This is a genomic window from Variovorax sp. 10N420 (genome assembly GCF_056394705.1).
In genome coordinates, this window is the sequence record NZ_JBFTIJ010000006.1 from 410,487 (window position 1) to 426,476 (window position 15,990).

Consider the following 15,990-nt stretch of genomic DNA (forward strand, 5'->3'; position numbering starts at 1 on the left):
CCAATCCGGGTAGGCTTCAACCTACCCTGCCCGTCCTCAGAGGGCCGCGCGCTGGCTCACGGGACCTGCTGGCGCTTCCGCCCAGTGGTTCTTGAAGCCCAATCGAGCCGGCGAGACGTATTGCTCCCGGTAGATCTCGAAGGGCATGGTGTCGGCGGCCTCGATCTGCTTCTGCGCATCGATGGACGTTTGCGTCATCTGCTCGAAGGCGGCGCGTTGCTCGGCCGAAAACGGCAAATCCAGCAAACCCTGGCGGGTCGCCTCGGACCGGGCGCGCACGAAGCTCACGAACGAATCGTCGTGCGACTTCATCTCTGCCAGCACGCGCGCCGAAGGCAGGATGGACGGGTCGTCCAAGGCAGCGCCGGCCGCGCGCACGGCCTCGGCGTGCTTTGAGCCGCCGTGCGCGGCGTCGAGCGCAGCCGCGATCGGCTCGAATTCGCGCAGCAGTTCCGAGCCCCATTCGGTCAGCGTCACCTGCGTATCGCCGCGCCGCAGTTGCAGGCCGGGCTCGCGTCCACGGGCCGCCGTGAGATGCTGGTTGTGCGCCAAGTCGGCAATTTCCTTGCCAGTGTCGGGCGGACTGTCCGTCAGCAGACAGTGCAACAGGAACACGTCCAGAAAGCGCATGGTTTGGGCATTGATGCCGACCGGCTCGAAGGGATCGAGATCCATCAGCCGCACTTCGACGTATTCCACGCCGCGCTCGCGCAATGCATGCAGCGGACGTTCGCCCGGATAGATCACGCGCTTGGGACGGATAGTGCCGTAGAACTCGTTTTCGATCTGCAGCAGGCTCGTCGCGAGCTGGTTGTAGTCGCCGCCCAAGCTGCGAATGCCGATGGCCTCATAGGCAGGCCAGGGTCGCGTCAGCGCGTCCTGCAGCGACGCGCCGTAGCCGTCGAGGCTGTTGTAGCTCACCGCCAGCGACGCTTGCGCCTCGCTCTGGTAGCCCAGACGGCCCATTCGCAGTGAAGTGCCATAGGGCATGTACATGCTGCCCTCGCCCAGCGGCTGCAGCTCGTGCGGCCGGCCGTCGACGAAGGTCGAACACAGCGACGGCGAGGCTCCGAACAGATACAGCAGCAAGAACGCATGACGGCGGAAGTTGCGAATCAGCGCGAAATACTGTTCGCTCGACACATCAGGCAGCGACCAGTTGTAGTGAATGCCCGAAATGGTCTGCATGCGCCGCCCATAGCGGTGGCTCAGCCCCATCCGGTAGACGCTCTTCGCACGGCCGATGTTCGAGGAGCCATAGCGCCCGATCGGGATGGTCTCGTCCGTCGGCAGGCCGCAGGGCATGCTGGAAACCCAGAGGCGCTCGTCGCCGGCTTCGTTCAGTACGTGATAGGTGAACTGGTGTACCTGCACCAACTCTTGGAGCGCCGCTTCGACATCCTTGTGCGCGCCGGTGATGAGTTCGAGCTGAGATTCACTGAAATCCGTCGTAATGTGCGGATGCGTCAGCGCGGAACCCAACGCGGCCGGATGCGGCGTCAGCGCGAGCTTGCCGTCGGGCTGCGCGCGCAGGCTTTCCTTCTCGATCCCCCGCCGCACGCCCCTCAGCCGTGCAGCCGAGAGCGCATCGAGGCGCTCCTTCAAATTGCTCATATGGATATGGCTCGTCGTTCTTCGTGGGGCTGGAAGGTAGCAGAAGCCAGAAAGGCGCGCACGGAGCCTGAAATGTGGCCTTTCGGCTTCAGGCCAGGACGCGCAGCAAGAAGCGATTCAGGTCGGCGATTTCCTCCATGCAGACGGAGTGCTCCATCGGGTATTCGTGCCACTCCACCTCGTAGCCCAGCGCCTTGAGCGCATCGCGGCTGTCGGCGGCGCGGGCAATCGGAATGACGCCATCGCGCAGGCCATGCGCCTGGAAAATGGGCGTTTTCTGGTTGGCGGGATGGCGCTCGGCAGCCACCGTGCCGGCCACGGGCAGATAGCCTGAGAGGCCGACGATGCCGGCCAGCCGCTCGGAATGCCGCAGCGCGGTCATGAAAGTCATCGCGCAGCCTTGGGAGAATCCGGCGACGACGATCCGGTGCGCCGGAATGCCGCGCTTCTTTTCGTTTGCAATCAACGACTCGATCGCTACTTGCGAGCTGCGCAAACCAGCTTCGTCCTCCGGCTGTCCGGGGCCAAGAATGTCGTACCAGGCGGGCATGCGATAGCCGCCGTTGATGGTCACGGGCATGACCGGTGCATTGGGAAACATGAACCGCACCGGGCCGACGGCCGAGAGGTCCATCTCATTGGCGATGGGCACGAAGTCGTTGCCATCGGCGCCAAGGCCGTGCATGACGAGGATGGAGGCCGTCGGATTCGGGCCGGTTTCGATTTCGATGGGAGGAAGTGACATGGCCCCGAAGTTACCCCAGAACGCCTTCGTCCTCACGCCGCAGGACTATGCGCGTCGCTGCGCGGCGGCGCGCTGGATGCACTCGACGAACTGCTGCGCCGCCGGCGGCAGGCGCTGTTCGCGGCGCTTGATCACGCACATGCCGAGAGCCGGAATGTCCTCCTTCATTTCGACGCGCTCGATGCCATAGCGCTCGAACGACAGGTCGACCACGGGCTCGACAAAGAGACCCACCAGGTCCATTTCTCCCACCAGCCCGAGCGCGACCGTGACCGATTCGCCAAAGATGACGCGGGCCGGCGGCGTCAGCCCCATTGGCGAAAACAGAGGTACCACCGACTCTCGGCCGAGTTCGCTTTCGCCGGGCAGCACCCATTCTTCCCCGTGCAGATCACGCAACGAGCGGCAGTGGCGCATCGGATGGCCGGTGCGCATTCCGACCGCAAGTTGCACCTGAAACAGCTCGATGCTCTCGAACTCAGGATCGAGCGTGTGGGGCATCACGTGCGCGATCGCGAAGTCGAGGCTGCCGTTTCGCATGCCCGAAAGCATCCACGGGAGAACCGCTTCACTGAAATGCACGTCGACGGCAGGCAGGCGTGTGTGGAATTCCTTGAACGCCGCAGGGAGCACGGTGATCGCGGCCGAATTGCTCACGGCAACCGAGATCTTGCCGGTCGCGCCATCGCGGATCTGAGCGATTTCATCGCGTGCCCGGCGCATGTCCGCCAGCAGAAGACGCGCCCGCGGCGCAAAGGTTTCGCCATAGGTGGTGAGCTCCACGCCCTTGACGCTGCGGGCGACCAGCGGCGCACCCACCGCACGCTCGAGTTCCCGCACGATCTTGGTCACCGCAGGCTGCGATATCCCAAGAAGCCGCGCCGCGCCGCGAATGCTCATCTGCTCGGCCACGGCGACGAAGGCCAGGAGCTGGTTCGGCTTCATGTGAAAACCAAAAGTTATCTTTGAAGCTCAATTATTGTCTTTTCACGATCAGCGCTATTCCCCTAGCATCCCTGCGCGATAACCACATGACACATCAAAACCCATGACCACCGCTTCAAGCCCGGCGCCAATGAGCCGACGCCGGACCATCGTTGCCACCACCATCGGCAACGCCCTGGAGTTCTTCGACTTCACCGTGTATGGCTTTCTCGCCCTGGTGATCGGCAAACTCTTTTTTCCGACCTTCAACTCATATGGCCAGTTGCTGCTGACGGTCGCCAGCTTCGGGGTGGGATTCATCATGCGGCCGCTGGGCGGCATCGTGATCGGCGCCTATGCCGACCGGGCCGGCCGCAAGAAGGCCATGACGCTCACTATCTTCATGATGGCACTGGGCTGCGCGATGATCGCCTTCGCACCGACTTACGTGCAGATCGGCGTGGCGGCGCCGCTGCTGATCGTGCTGGCGCGGCTGATTCAGGGCTTCTCGGCCGGCGGCGAGGTGGGCGCATCGACGACGCTGCTGGTGGAACATGCCACGCCGGCCAATCGCGGCTACATGGCCAGTTGGCAGTTCGCGAGCCAGGGCCTCGGCATCCTGCTGGGCGCGCTGGTGGTCGGCGTGCTGTCCGCGACGCTGTCGCCCCAATCGATGGAAAGCTGGGGCTGGCGCGTGCCGTTCGTGATGGGCATGTTGATCGCTCCGGTCGGCATGTACATCCGCCGCCACCTCGAAGAGTCGCTCGACGTGGCCGACGAACCGGCCCATGCCGCTCCGCGCCGCAGCAGCCTTTCGGAAGTGTGCGGCGAACACGGCAAGACCGTGCTCGCTGCGATCCTGAGCATCATCGGCGGCACGGCGGCGGCTTATGTGATTACTTTTTATATGCCGACCTACGCCATTCGCGAACTGGGGATGCCGCCGCCGGTGGCGCTCTTCGGCGCCGCGCTGACAGGGCTTCTGTCTTTCGGGCTCGCACCGTTCGTGGGCCGCTGGTCCGATCGCGTCGGGCGCAAGCCGCTGATCATCTGGAGTCGCATTGCCGTGGCGGTGCTGATCTACCCGGGTTTTCTGTGGCTCAACGCTTCGCCGACGCCCGCCGTGCTGTTCATTGTGGTGGGCGTGCTCAGCGCGGCATTGGCGATCCAGACCGTGCCCGGCATCACGATGCTGCCGGAGCTCTTTCCCAAACACGTGCGCGCCAGCGGCATGTCGCTCGTCTACAGCGTGGGCGTTGCGCTTTTCGGCGGCTTCTCGCCTTTCATCAGCGCCTGGCTGCTGAATGCCACGGGCAACAAGCTGGCGCCCGCGTGGTATTTGCTGGCGGTCTCGCTGGTGTCGCTGATCGGACTGCTGTGGATGAAGGATTTCACCGGCAAGGACATCGATGCCGCGGACGCGTACCAACCCGCCTGATCGACACTCTCTTCAAGGACCACGACCATGTACAACAGTGCAGCCAGCCGCTACTTCTCGGGCACCTACGCCGAGGCGCGGCACAAATTCCTCGATGCAGCGGCGCAGCGCGGCGCCGCCATCGAATCGTTCGAGCATCCGCAACATCGCGGCGCCCTCGGTGAAACGCTCGCCACGGATGTGGCCTGGCTGGGCAAGCCCGGCGCAACCAAGCTGCTGATCGTCAGCTCCGGCACGCACGGGCCGGAAGGCTTCTGCGGCTCCGGCTGCCAGGTCGCCACGCTCAGCGATGCCGAGCTGCTCTCGCGCATGGAGCAAGCAGGCGTCGGCCTGCTGATGGTGCACGCAGTGAATCCGCACGGCTTCTCGCACCTGCACCGCACGAACGAAGACAACATCGACCTGAACCGCAACCACATCGACTTCAGTGCCCCGCTGCCGGTGAATGCCGCCTATGCCGACGTCGAGCCGTTCGTGCTGCCCGCCACGTGGCCGCCCGGCCCCGCCGACAACGTCGCGATGGCGGCCTACATCGAGAAGCACGGCATGTGGGCGTTGCGCACGGCGATGTCTGCAGGGCAGTACACCTCGCCACAGGGTGTGTTCTACGGAGGCACCGCGCCCTCATGGAGCAACCGCACGATGCGTGGCATCCTGCGCAAGTACGGAGCGGCGGCCACGCACATCGGCTGGATCGACGTGCACACGGGGCTCGGGCCCTATGGGCACGGCGAGAAGATCTACGCGGGCCGCAACGCCGCGGCCGATCTCGCCCAGGCGCGCGCTTGGTGGGGAGCCGACGTGTTCGCGCCTTTCGAGGGGCAGTCGGCCTCCGCCGACGTGTCGGGTCCGGTGGTGTCGGCGGTGTATGACGAATGCCCGCAGGCAAGCGCCGCATTGATGGGGCTCGAATTCGGCACCCTCCCCGACCAGGAAGTCATGACGCGCCTGCGCGCCGACACGTGGCTGCGCCGCCATCCCGAAGCACCGGAAGAACAGCAGCGCACCATTCGCCGGGAACTGCGGGACGCCTTCTATTGCGACAACGAAGAATGGAAGGGCATGGTGCTCGGACAGTCCCGCGTGGTGCTCCTGCAGACGGTGCAAGGGCTCAAGGCGGCATCGGCGGCCTAGAGTCCGAATCTCGCATCAGTGCCGCGCCGCCAGGTCGCGGCACTTCTTCAGGTTGGCATCGAAGCGCTGCGCCAGGCCGGGCTCGCAGGCGTCCGCCGTGGTCATGATGCGGCACATGCCCACGGCCAGAAAGTCCGACACCACTTCGGTACACATTGAATAGCGTGCGAGCGCAGGGTTGTCCCGCGTCTTGAAGCCCCAGCTCTCGGAGAAGTTGAGCATTCGGCCCATGGCGTTCTCGAAATAGTCGCGGTCGCGCTCGGCAATGGCCGTTTCCATCTTGGGGAGCTCTTCGCCCAGGAAGCCCATCGCCGCGCTCGGGAACTGGCTTGCGTCTTGCTGCGAGAACGCGGCATTCGCCGTGAACAGGCACAACAGCGGAGCCATGAGGCGCGCGGAAGACAAGAGAGTGCGGGGGCGAAAAGATTCCATGGTTTTCGGTGGGGCAAGAAGCTGAAAGGCCCGGCTGCCGTAAATCGGCAGCCGGGCCTGTATTTGAACCGATGCCAGCGACTACCAGCTCAAGCGCAGGCCCACCGATCCCTGGATCGACGACTTCACCTTGGCGTCGCCGCTCGTGCTGTAGAGCTGGCCGACTTCGCCATAGAGCGTGGTCGAAGGCGTCAGCGCGAGCGTCGCGCCGGCAGCGACTTCGGTCGACGTATAGCCGGTCGCGCTGGCAATGGACGTGCTCGCTGCCGGCCCGATGAAGGTGGCGACGTCCGTGCCGGACGTTGCGTGATAGACGTTCACTCGCGCATAAGGCTGCAAGCGCCCGGCACTCGTCGCGATGTCGCCCTTTACGCGCACGCCGAGCCGGCCGATCCAGCCGCTGTCGGCGTCCTGTCGAACGACGGCGCCGCTGATCAGCGCGTCGTCGAATCGGCTGTGCTGGTAGGCGATCTGCGCTTGCGGCTCGATGCTCCAGCCTTCGGCGAGCGGGAACGACTTGCCGGTCTCGATCGACGCCGTGGTGCTGTCGGCCTTGCCCGAAGCGCTCAGGTTGCCGTCCGGATGCACGGTGTAGCGATGGCTGCCGCCCTGGAGCACGGCGTCGGCATACAAGCCGCTGCCGTCCATCCACGTCGCATAGCCGGCGAGATAGCGCGATTGCAGGTCGTTGCTGCCGACACGCCCGAAGGTGCCGCGCGCATTGCCGCTCACATCGGCGCTGCCGTCCAGCTGGCCCACATAGAGGCCGGCGCGCCAGTTGCCGCTCGCCAGCAGGTCGGTTCCGGCCTGGAGCCCGCTCACATGACCTTCGCTCTGCGCGGCGGCGACGCCGTTCTGGCGAATGTCGAGGTCGGTGTAGACGGCACGGGCCCATGCCTGGCGAGCGCCGCTCGCGTCAGCCGCCGCGGGCGCGTTTTCGTCGCCGACGCGGCGATGCAGGTTGCCCAGCATCGCCAGATCGGACTGGCGCGATTGGGCCGGCAGTGCGGCGAAGAGCGGGACTTCGGCGCGGTAGGTCGGCACGGTCACCGGCGGAAGCTGGGGCAACTGCGGCACCTGAGGTGCTTGCGGTGCTTGCGGTGCTTGCGGTGCTTGGGGCGCTTGCGGAACCTCGGATGCCGGAGGCTTGCCGATTTCCGGCGGCTCGTTCGGCACGGAGGGGTCCGTCGGCTTGAGCGTGGTTTCCGAGCGCAGGTACCAGTTCTCCCCGGCACCCTTTGCATCGGTCGCATAGAGGCGGTATTCGTACGCGCCAGCGTCGACGTGGCCGTTGGCGAGCGTGAAGGCGTCGCGCGTGGTCTGCGCCGTTGTCTTCGCGCCGTTGAGCGCACTCACCAGCTCGATGCCGTTGCCCGTCGTCTGCGCGCCGAGCCCGCCGAGGTTCGTGACGCGAATCGTCGTATGGCCGCTTGCACTGGCGGTGGGGCCGTTCAAGACCAGGCGATCGCTCACGCTGCTGCTGCCGCCCAGGACGGTGCCGAGTTTGAGCACGGCGTTGTTGCCGACGTAGGCGCCGTTCACGGTCAACGTGCTTCCGGGTGCCGCGCCCAGCAGGCTCACGGTGCCGCTGTTGTTCAACGATGCAACGCTCTGGTTGAAGCCTGCGGTGTCGAGCATGGCGCCGGAGGCCACGGTATGTGCCGACGCGCCGCTGAACACATTGGCCGCGCCGGCCTTGAGCGCGCCCGATGCCACGGTCGTCGCGCCGCTGTAGCTGTTGGCGCCCGAGAGCACCGTGGTGCCGGTGCCCGCTTGCCGCAACGCACCGGTGCCCGAGATGGCACCCGAGAGATCCAGCGTGTCCGAGCGATTCACAACCAGCGTGCCGTTGTCGAGGATGTTGCCCTTCACGCTGCCGGCTGTTCCGCCGTTGCCCAATTGCAGCGTGCCGGCCGAAATCGTCGTGCCGCCCGTGTAGGTGTTGTCGCTGGTCAGCGTCGTGGTGCCGGTGCCCACATGCGAAACCGCGCCGGCGCCGGAGATCAGGCCAGCGAAACTCACCGCGTCAGATCGATTGAAAGCCAGCGTACCGCTGTTGGCGACGTCGCCGACGATGGAGCCCGTCGTGCCGCCGTTGCCCAGTTGCAGCGTGCCCGCCGAAATCGTCGTGCCGCTCGTGTAGGTGTTGTCGCTGGTCAGGGTCGTGGTGCCGGTGCCCACATGCGATACCGCGCCCGTGCCGGAGATCAGGCCCGCGAAGCTCACCGCGTCCGATCGATTGAAGGCCAGGGTGCCGTTGTTGACCACGTCCCCAAGAATGGAGCCCGTCGTACCGCCGTTGCCCAGTTGCAGCGTGCCGCCCGAAATCGCCGTGCCGCCCGTGTAGGTGTTGGCGCCTGTCAGCGTGAGCGTGCCCGCGCCGGTCTTGACCAGCGAGCCGCCGGTATCCGTCACCGGGTTGTTGTACGACGCGCCCTTCACATCGAGGAATCCAGGGCCGGTGTCGGAGATCACACCCCCGATCGCGCTGCTGGTACCCAGCGCGCCAACCGTCAGCTTCTTGCTGCCGAGCACCACGTCGCCGTCGCCCGAGAGTTCGCCGACGGAAATGCCGGTGAGCGCGTTGGCGTTGTTGATGAAGACGTGGCCGCCCGCGCCATTGGCGATCCTGGCGCCGCTCAGGTCCGCGTTGTCTTGCAGGTAGATACGACCGCCTGCCGCGTCGATGTCGTTGTTGATGGTGGCAATGCCGCCCGTGCTGTTGCCTTCGAAGTACACGCGCGCGCCGCTGCCGTTGTTGATCGTCGAATTCGCTGCCGTCGTGCCGGTCTGGAACTGGATCAGGCTGCCTTCGGCCTTGTTCGTCAACGTGGCGGAACCCGCGCTGGCGCCATTCGCGAACGTGACGCCGGAGTTTGTTCCGAGGTTGTTCGTGCTGACGTGCGTCGTGATGTTCAGGTTGCCCGCATTGGCATTGGCGCCGTCGAAATCGAGTTCGCTGTTGTTGTAGATATCGACAGTGTTGTTGCTCGTGCCCAGCGTGCCGGTGCCTGTCACCATCACGTTGATCCGGCCGGCGGTCGCATCGGCGCTCGTGAGCGAGCCGAGCCGGGTCGAGCCGGTGAATGCGCTGTTGCCGCTGCTGCTGAGCGTCAGGCGCGTGACGCTGTCGTGGCCGTCGAAAGGCGTGCTGTTGATCAGCGACAGAGTCCCGGCGCCGCTGATGCTGCCGCTCATCTTGCTGCCGGCGGTGCCTGCAACGTCGATGGTGCCGTCGGCGGCCATGGTGATCGGCCGGGCGGAGTTGACGGTGTCGGTCAGCTTGAGCGTGCCGCCGTTGAAGGTCAGCCTGCCGGTCGACGCCCCCAGGTTGGCATCGGTGCTCACCTGCAGGGTACCGCCGGAGATGGTCGTGCCGCCGGAATAGCTGTTGCTGGTCGAGGCAAGCGTCAGAGTCCCGCCACCGGTCTTCTCGACCATGCCGGTGCCTGACAGCACGCCCGCGTAGGTCGCATTCGTCGGCTGCGCAAACCGCACCAGTCCGTTGTCAGTGATGGCGGACGGCGCGAATTCCGCCTTCGTCTCCAGCGTGCCAGGCGCATCGACCGTCATGCTGCCGGTGTAGTTGCTTGCATCGGCGCCCAAAACCAGCGTGCCTTCAGCGACGCGTGTACTGGTGACGCCCGAGCCCTGGAGCGGATTGCCGAGGGTCCACGTGCCGCTGTCGTTCTTTACCAGCGACTGAAAGCCCGAAATCGTGTGCGTCAGCGTGTCCGCGCCCGTGCCGTTCAGCGTCAGCAGATTGTTGCCACCGCCGCCGTTGATCGCGCCCGAGACCGTCGAGCCGTCATACAGGTTCAGCGTGTCGTTGCCATTGCCAAAATTCAGCGAGCCGCGCACCTCGCCCTTGTTGGTGAAATCGACGGCGCTGTTGCCGCCGAAGCCCATGATGTTGCCCGTCGTGCCGTTCATGTACTGCATGACGCCGGTCTTGCCGTTCACGACCGTGTTGCTGCCGCCCGATGACTCGAACCAGATCGCCGCACCGCCGGCTTGCGAATTGATCGTGCCGTTGTTGATGATCGTGTTGCCGACGCCGATGGGGTTGACGGCTTCCGCATTGCCTGCCGGTCCGTTCGACTGCACGAGCGCTCCCTGCTCGATCGTCAGCGTCGTGCCGTCGTGGAACTCGATCGTGTTTGCGCCCGTGCCGTAGTGCCCGTTGGTGTTGCCAGGCGCACTGTTGACGACCGTCGCTCCGCTTCGAATATGGATGTCGGCGTTGTCGCCCATGCTGATGGCCGTTTGTCCGCCGGTGTTGACCGCTGCGCTCGCCTGCACGTCCACCACCGTGCCGGAGGGGGTGCTCAGGCCGGTTCCGATGGTTGTCTGCTGAACCGCGGGCGGTGCGCAGGTGATCGTTGTTCCACTGGTGGCGCAGTCTGCCGCCGCAGCACCCGCCAAAGCTAGCAGCGTCGATGCGAAGGCGACCTTGAGGGCTGGATTGCTCGAAGCAGGGGCAATGGCGGTGGTCGATTTGCCGGCGCTGTGGGCCAATTCAGACGCAACGGCCCAGACTTGTTGCGAATGGTTCCAAACGACTCTGAAGACACGGTTCATGGGCTGACTCTTTCCTCTTCCAATGTGAAATCCGCATAAAGTGCGAAATGAATACTTACGAATGTAATTCTTCGGTATTCATTTACATTGGAAGAAAATCACAGAACCGGTGCGCGAATGTCCAAAAGCAACAGGAATGTGACAATTTTTCGTACTCTTCTCATGGCGGTAGCCGCTCATCCGTGAGATAGCGCACAAAAATGGGGCATGCGCGCCCCTTAGACTCGCCCCATGGCTTCCAGACCCACCCGAACCCCGCGCATGCTCGAGCGCGGCGTCATGTGCATCCTCATCGGCGCGGCCGTGTTGATTGCCCCGAGCTTTCTTCAGTCGCCGGTGTGGCGCGACACCGTCGGCGGCGCCCACGTGGTCGGCTGGTTTGCCGTGGTGCTGGGGATTGCGCTGGTGTTCGTGGACCTCGTCCAGCGCGCGAAAGGCAAGAAGCGCTGAGGCTCAGTGCCTGCCGAGCGCCTTCTTCGCGCCTTCGACCGCGGCGAGGACGATGGCGCCGGCAATGACGCCGATGCCGGCGTTGGCGCCTATCGACGCGAGGCCGCCCGCCATGGCGCCGGCGTTGGCGGCCCAGGCCTCCAAGGCATGCGCCAGGGGCGGGACACCATGCACGAGGATGCCGCCACCCACGAGAAACATCGCGATGGTGCCGGCGACGGACAGCAGCTTCATCAACCACGGCGCGGCGGCGAGAAGCGCACGGCCCGAGACGCGCGAGACCGCATCTTGCCGCTTGCTCAGGTAGAACCCGGCGTCGTCGAGCCGGACGATGCCCGCCACCAGGCCATAGACACCGATGGTCATGACGATGGCAATGCCTGCCAGCACCGTCAGCTGCGTCACGAAGGGCTGGCCCTGCACGGTGCCCAAGGTGATGGCGATGATCTCGGCGGAGAGAATGAAATCGGTCCGGATCGCGCCTTTGACCTTGGCCTTCTCGGCCGCGACGATGTCCACCGTCGCGTCGGCGATCAGCCTTTCATGGCGCGCCGTTTCGGCAGCGCTGTCTTTCTTGTGCAGGAATTTGTGCGCCAGCTTCTCGAAGCCTTCGAAACACAGAAAAGCGCCGCCGACCATCAGGAGCGGCGTCACCAGCCAGGGCAGCCAGGTGCCGATCAGCAGCGCGGCGGGCACGAGGATTGCCTTGTTGACGAACGACCCCTTGCATACGGCCCAGACGACGGGCAGCTCGCGGTTGGCCCGAACGCCCGCCACCTGCTGCGCGTTCAGCGCCAGGTCGTCGCCCAGCACGCCGGCGGTCTTCTTGGCCGCCACCTTGGTGAGGACCGAGACGTCATCGAGCACCGTCGCGATGTCGTCCAGCAGCAGCAAGAGACTGGTGGCCATCCGGTCGCGCTCGCGTCAGACGTTTCGCTTCAGGCGGATTTCCTCGATCTTGACGCCGCCGATCGCGGTCGTCTTGGCTGTCTTCATCTCGCGCTTGAAGCCGGCCAGTTCATGGAAGCGCATGGCGCGGTCGTTTCGCAGCGGAACCCAGACGGTGACCACGGTGCAGCCTTCTTCCTCCAGGCCGTCGCGCGCGGCGTCCCAGAGCGCCACGCCGACGCCCTTGCCCCAGTGCTCGGGCTTGACGTAGATCGCCCAGATCTCGCCGGTGGTCGATGGGGTCTTGGGATCGCGCGACCGGTCGAAACCGACGAAACCGACGATCTCGCCGTCCAGTTCGGCCACTTGCACCTGCGGTTCGCTGAATTCGATGGCCTCGCGCCATTTGGCTTCGCGCGTGGCCGGCGCCAGTGCGCTCAGTTGGTCTTCGGGGAGGATGCCCTCGTACGCGGCCCTGGCGGCGGCGGCGTGGATTTCAGCGACGGCCTTGGCGTCGCGCAGGGTGGCGGGGCGAACTTCGTAATCGGACATGAATGCAGGAAGCGAAACGGTAGAAAGGCCTATTGTCGCTGCGCTATAAACTCATCCGCACATTCGCATCATCCGGAGAGATATTCATGGCCAAAGGTCAACAGCGCACCAACAAGGAAACCAAGAAACCCAAGAAGGACACCTCGCCGCCGAAGCCGCCGGGCGCAGGCATCGAGCCGGTACGCACCGTCACGACCGCAGTCATTCCGCGCGGCAAGCTCAAGAACAAGTAATGAACGACGGCGCGCAGCCCCCGGCAGCGCAGAAGCAGGCCCGCAATCCGCTGCACGGCCTCACGCTGGAAGCGATCGTCACCGCGCTCCAGGCGCACTACGGTTGGCAGGGGCTGGGCGAGCGCATCCCGTTGCGCTGCTTCACGAGCGACCCGAGCGTGTCGTCCAGCCTCAAGTTCCTTCGCAAGACGCCCTGGGCGCGCGAGAAGGTCGAAAGCCTCTATCTCTTCATGCTGCGCGACCAGCGGCGACAGCAATCTTCCGATTCCCCGCCGTGATGAAGGCCCTGGTGCAACCGGGCGGATTCAGCTTCGAGACCGAACCGGACCGCACGCTCCTTCAATCCGCCGATGCCGCCGGCGTCGAGCTGCCCAGTTCATGCCGCAACGGCACCTGCCGCACCTGCATCTGCAAGCTGGTGGCGGGCGAGATCCGCTATCGCATCGAATGGCCCGGCGTGAGTTCCGAAGAAAAGGCCGAGGGCTGGATCCTGCCTTGCGTTGCGGAGCCGCTGGGCGACGTCACGCTCGACGTGCCCGGCGCTTTCTCAGCCTTCTAGCTTGACGAGCCGGTCCCTCCGTGCGAGCGAGGGAAAAAGCCTGAACCATGCGGCGGCCACCAGCACGGTGCCGATGCCGCCCGCCACGACCGAGCCCACCGGCCCCAGCAGCGCCGCCGTGGCGCCGGATTCGAATTCACCCAACTGATTGCTCGCGCCGATGAAGATCGAATTGACGGCGCTCACCCGGCCGCGCATCGCATCGGGCGTTTCGAGCTGAACCAGCGTCTGCCGGATCACGACATTCACCATGTCCGCGCCGCCCGAAACCGCCAACGCAATCATCGACACGACGAAGCTGCGCGAAATGCCGAAGACGACCATGCATACGCCGAACATCGCCACCGCGAGTAGCAGCGTGCGGCCGACGCGGCGCTCCACCGGCCGGCGGGTGAGCATGATCGACATGAACAGCGCGCCGACCGCCGGGGCGCCACGCAACAATCCGAGACCCCACGGCCCCGTATGCAGAATCTCCTTGGCGTAGATCGGCAGCAGCGCGACGGCACCGCCCAGCAGCACGGCGAAAAGATCGAGCGAAACCGCGCCCAGCACTGGCTTGCGGTTCCAGATGAAATCGACACCGGCCAGCACCGTCTTGAGCGTCACGGGCTCGCGCGGCGGCAGCGCGTAGACGTACTTCAGACGCAGCACCAGCGCCGAAGCCATGGCAAAAAAGGCGACGGCGGTGCCGTACACCACGCCCATGCCCGCGACGAAAAGGAGCCCGCCCAAGGCGGGCCCGCCGATGATGGCGCCCTGCATGCCTGCCGAACTGAAGGCCATGGCGCGCGGCAGCATCATCGGCGGCACGAGCAACGGCGTCAGCGCCTGCTGCGCGGGCATCTGAAAGGCACGGACGGCGCCGAGCACCAGCGACAACCCCAGCAGCAGCGCGCGCGAATCGTGTGCGCCGTGCACCGCCAGCAGCAGCACGAGCGCAACCGCCCCTTGCACCGCGAAACAGGCGGCGACGATGCGCCCGCGATGATGGTTGTCCACCACGTGCCCCGCGACCAGCGCCAGCAACAAGGCCGGCACGAACTGATAGAGCCCGACCAGTCCGAGATCCCAGGCGCTGTGCGTGATGTCGTACATGTGCCAGCCGATGGCGACCATCAGCATCTGGCTCGCGGCGGTGCCGAACAGCCGCCCCAGCCAGAACTGCATGAAGGCCCGCTCGCGCGTCAGGTCGGAAAAACTCGAAGATCGGGAGGAGGAAGCTGCAGGAGCAGGGGCGGGAACGGGAGCGCGAACGGACATCGCCGCGAGGATAGCCGAGGCCGGTCTTCTAGACTTGGCCCACCGCAACCATGACGACCGAGACTCACCTGCACCTGATCCACGAAGACGCGCATCTGCTGGTCTTCGACAAACCCGCGGGCCTGCTCTGCGTGCCCGGCCGCGGCGATGACAAGCAGGATTGCCTGAGCGCGCGCGCCACATCGCGCTGGCCCGATGCGCTCGTCGTGCATCGCCTGGACATGGCAACCAGCGGCCTGGTGCTGATGGCCCGCAGCCTGGAGGTGCAGCGCGCGCTGGGAGATGCATTCGCGGCAAGGCAGATCGGGAAGCGCTATGAGGCGATCGTCGACGGCCTGCTGCCTGTCAGCGATGAATGGTCTTTGATCGACGCTCCGCTGATGGCCGACTGGCCGCGCAGACCGCTGCAGAAAGTCGACGCGGCCGGAAAGCCGAGCCAGACACGCTGGCGCGTCAAGCGGCAGCTGCCCGATCGCCATTCAAGTCATTTGTGGCTGGAACCGCTCACCGGGAGAAGCCATCAACTGCGGGTGCATCTTCTGTCGATCGGCCACCCCATCCTCGGCGATGCACTGTATGGCGACGAGGATGTCCGCCAACGCGCGCCGAGATTGTTGCTGCACGCCACGGCGCTCGAATTCGTGCACCCGGTTGAACGGCGACTGTGCCGATTCGAAAGCCCGCCGCCCTTCCCCTTCTAAAGCGGCCTCAGAGTTCGCCCTTCACGACGAGCACGGGTACCTTGGCGTCTTGCAGCACGCGCTGCGTCACGCTGCCGAGCAGCAGCTTCTCGATGCCGGTTCGGCCATGCGAACCCATCACGATCAGGTCGGCGCCGATCGCTATGGCGGTGTCGACGATGCCTTCGTGGACCACGTGGCCGTCGATCACACGCTGATCGCTGTGCAGGCCTTCGGCGGCCAGCGCCGCCACACCGCGTGCCAGCGCGGCATTGGCGCTGCTCGTCGCGGCTGCGAGGTATTCGTTCTGGCCGAGCGCGTAATCAGCGCCAACCCCGATGAAGGGGTAGTTGTCCACCACATGAATGAGCGTGATCCGACTGCCGAAGGCAAGAGCCAGCCCGCTGGCCTTGCTGACGGCCAGCATCGACGTTTCGGAGCCGTCGATGGGCACGAGGATGTGATTGAACATGCGAGACCTCTTTCATACACAGAAC

Annotated in this window: 16 protein-coding genes; 7 read left to right on the top strand and 9 right to left on the bottom strand. The window is 65.3% G+C overall.

What is annotated here, in order from left to right; genetic code table 11:
- Positions 1-36: 36 nt before the first annotated feature.
- The 3 genes from gshA to AC1DEK_RS18325 all read right to left on the bottom strand — a co-directional run bounded on the left by gshA (position 37) and on the right by AC1DEK_RS18325 (position 3,304).
- A complete protein-coding gene (gene gshA / locus AC1DEK_RS18315; protein ID WP_478126690.1) occupies positions 37-1,614 on the bottom strand; it encodes a glutamate--cysteine ligase in 1,578 nt (525 codons plus the stop codon).
- A gap of 88 nt (positions 1,615-1,702) precedes the next feature.
- Positions 1,703-2,359, bottom strand: a complete 657-nt coding sequence (locus AC1DEK_RS18320) for an alpha/beta hydrolase (RefSeq protein WP_478126691.1) — start codon at positions 2,357-2,359, stop codon at positions 1,703-1,705.
- A 45-nt stretch (positions 2,360-2,404) separates the two neighbouring features.
- Positions 2,405-3,304 (bottom strand): LysR substrate-binding domain-containing protein, encoded by a 900-nt coding sequence (locus AC1DEK_RS18325; RefSeq protein WP_478126692.1) that lies wholly within the window; start codon positions 3,302-3,304, stop codon positions 2,405-2,407.
- Positions 3,305-3,407: 103 nt separating this feature from the next.
- Here AC1DEK_RS18325 and AC1DEK_RS18330 point away from each other — a divergent pair, with 103 nt between their 5' ends.
- Positions 3,408-4,721, top strand: a complete 1,314-nt coding sequence (locus tag AC1DEK_RS18330; protein WP_478126693.1) for an MFS transporter — start codon at positions 3,408-3,410, stop codon at positions 4,719-4,721.
- 27 nt (positions 4,722-4,748) lie between these two features.
- Complete coding sequence (locus AC1DEK_RS18335; RefSeq protein WP_478126694.1) at positions 4,749-5,855, top strand: M14 family metallopeptidase; 1,107 nt, start codon at positions 4,749-4,751, stop codon at positions 5,853-5,855.
- 15 nt (positions 5,856-5,870) lie between these two features.
- On the opposite strand, the gene AC1DEK_RS18340 is transcribed toward AC1DEK_RS18335, so the two are convergent.
- Entirely contained in the window at positions 5,871-6,287 is a 417-nt protein-coding gene (locus tag AC1DEK_RS18340; RefSeq protein WP_478126695.1) for a hypothetical protein, read from the bottom strand.
- 81 nt (positions 6,288-6,368) lie between these two features.
- Positions 6,369-10,868 (bottom strand): autotransporter outer membrane beta-barrel domain-containing protein, encoded by a 4,500-nt coding sequence (locus tag AC1DEK_RS18345; protein WP_478126696.1) that lies wholly within the window; start codon positions 10,866-10,868, stop codon positions 6,369-6,371.
- A gap of 231 nt (positions 10,869-11,099) precedes the next feature.
- Between AC1DEK_RS18345 and AC1DEK_RS18350 the strand changes: the two genes are divergently transcribed.
- Positions 11,100-11,318, top strand: a complete 219-nt coding sequence (locus tag AC1DEK_RS18350) for a hypothetical protein (RefSeq protein WP_478126697.1) — start codon at positions 11,100-11,102, stop codon at positions 11,316-11,318.
- 3 nt (positions 11,319-11,321) lie between these two features.
- Here AC1DEK_RS18350 and AC1DEK_RS18355 read toward each other — a convergent pair whose 3' ends face one another.
- A complete protein-coding gene (locus tag AC1DEK_RS18355) occupies positions 11,322-12,227 on the bottom strand; it encodes a DUF808 domain-containing protein (protein WP_478126698.1) in 906 nt (301 codons plus the stop codon).
- A 15-nt stretch (positions 12,228-12,242) separates the two neighbouring features.
- Positions 12,243-12,758, bottom strand: coding sequence for an N-acetyltransferase family protein (locus tag AC1DEK_RS18360; RefSeq protein ID WP_478126699.1), 516 nt, complete (start codon positions 12,756-12,758; stop codon positions 12,243-12,245).
- A gap of 86 nt (positions 12,759-12,844) precedes the next feature.
- On the opposite strand from AC1DEK_RS18360, the gene AC1DEK_RS18365 reads away from it, so the two are divergent.
- The 3 genes from AC1DEK_RS18365 to AC1DEK_RS18375 are packed head-to-tail and all read left to right on the top strand — an operon-like array spanning position 12,845 to position 13,550.
- Entirely contained in the window at positions 12,845-12,991 is a 147-nt protein-coding gene (locus AC1DEK_RS18365; RefSeq protein WP_478126700.1) for a hypothetical protein, read from the top strand.
- The gene (locus AC1DEK_RS18370; protein ID WP_478126701.1) at positions 12,991-13,269 is read left to right on the top strand and encodes a VF530 family protein; all 279 of its coding nucleotides are present in this window, start codon (positions 12,991-12,993) and stop codon (positions 13,267-13,269) included. The genes AC1DEK_RS18365 and AC1DEK_RS18370 overlap by 1 nt, the downstream gene beginning before the upstream one ends.
- Positions 13,269-13,550: a 2Fe-2S iron-sulfur cluster-binding protein gene (locus AC1DEK_RS18375; RefSeq protein ID WP_478126759.1), complete on the top strand. Its 282-nt coding sequence runs from the start codon at positions 13,269-13,271 to the stop codon at positions 13,548-13,550. The genes AC1DEK_RS18370 and AC1DEK_RS18375 overlap by 1 nt, the downstream gene beginning before the upstream one ends.
- Here AC1DEK_RS18375 and AC1DEK_RS18380 read toward each other — a convergent pair.
- On the bottom strand, positions 13,539-14,720 hold the full coding sequence (locus tag AC1DEK_RS18380) for an MFS transporter (RefSeq protein ID WP_478126702.1): 1,182 nt from the start codon (positions 14,718-14,720) through the stop codon (positions 13,539-13,541). The two genes, AC1DEK_RS18375 and AC1DEK_RS18380, sit on opposite strands and share 12 nt — an antisense overlap.
- Positions 14,721-14,863: 143 nt before the next feature.
- Between AC1DEK_RS18380 and AC1DEK_RS18385 the strand changes: the two genes are divergently transcribed.
- Positions 14,864-15,514, top strand: a complete 651-nt coding sequence (locus AC1DEK_RS18385; protein WP_478126703.1) for an RluA family pseudouridine synthase — start codon at positions 14,864-14,866, stop codon at positions 15,512-15,514.
- A gap of 7 nt (positions 15,515-15,521) precedes the next feature.
- Here the strand turns inward: AC1DEK_RS18385 and AC1DEK_RS18390 are convergent, their stop codons facing one another.
- Entirely contained in the window at positions 15,522-15,965 is a 444-nt protein-coding gene (locus AC1DEK_RS18390; RefSeq protein WP_478126704.1) for a universal stress protein, read from the bottom strand.
- Between the last annotated feature and the right edge of the window lie 25 nt (positions 15,966-15,990).

Coding starts and splice junctions, on each gene's coding strand:
- AC1DEK_RS18350 (WP_478126697.1), top strand. CDS start 11,100: ATGGCTTCCAGACCCACCCGAACCCCGCGCATGCTCGAGCGCGGCGTC.
- AC1DEK_RS18355 (WP_478126698.1), bottom strand. CDS start 12,227: ATGGCCACCAGTCTCTTGCTGCTGCTGGACGACATCGCGACGGTGCTC.
- AC1DEK_RS18385 (WP_478126703.1), top strand. CDS start 14,864: ATGACGACCGAGACTCACCTGCACCTGATCCACGAAGACGCGCATCTG.
- AC1DEK_RS18370 (WP_478126701.1), top strand. CDS start 12,991: ATGAACGACGGCGCGCAGCCCCCGGCAGCGCAGAAGCAGGCCCGCAAT.
- AC1DEK_RS18390 (WP_478126704.1), bottom strand. CDS start 15,965: ATGTTCAATCACATCCTCGTGCCCATCGACGGCTCCGAAACGTCGATG.
- AC1DEK_RS18325 (WP_478126692.1), bottom strand. CDS start 3,304: ATGAAGCCGAACCAGCTCCTGGCCTTCGTCGCCGTGGCCGAGCAGATG.
- AC1DEK_RS18360 (WP_478126699.1), bottom strand. CDS start 12,758: ATGTCCGATTACGAAGTTCGCCCCGCCACCCTGCGCGACGCCAAGGCC.
- AC1DEK_RS18320 (WP_478126691.1), bottom strand. CDS start 2,359: ATGTCACTTCCTCCCATCGAAATCGAAACCGGCCCGAATCCGACGGCC.
- gshA (WP_478126690.1), bottom strand. CDS start 1,614: ATGAGCAATTTGAAGGAGCGCCTCGATGCGCTCTCGGCTGCACGGCTG.
- AC1DEK_RS18340 (WP_478126695.1), bottom strand. CDS start 6,287: ATGGAATCTTTTCGCCCCCGCACTCTCTTGTCTTCCGCGCGCCTCATG.
- AC1DEK_RS18330 (WP_478126693.1), top strand. CDS start 3,408: ATGACCACCGCTTCAAGCCCGGCGCCAATGAGCCGACGCCGGACCATC.
- AC1DEK_RS18365 (WP_478126700.1), top strand. CDS start 12,845: ATGGCCAAAGGTCAACAGCGCACCAACAAGGAAACCAAGAAACCCAAG.
- AC1DEK_RS18345 (WP_478126696.1), bottom strand. CDS start 10,868: ATGAACCGTGTCTTCAGAGTCGTTTGGAACCATTCGCAACAAGTCTGG.
- AC1DEK_RS18335 (WP_478126694.1), top strand. CDS start 4,749: ATGTACAACAGTGCAGCCAGCCGCTACTTCTCGGGCACCTACGCCGAG.
- AC1DEK_RS18375 (WP_478126759.1), top strand. CDS start 13,269: ATGAAGGCCCTGGTGCAACCGGGCGGATTCAGCTTCGAGACCGAACCG.
- AC1DEK_RS18380 (WP_478126702.1), bottom strand. CDS start 14,720: ATGCAGTTCTGGCTGGGGCGGCTGTTCGGCACCGCCGCGAGCCAGATG.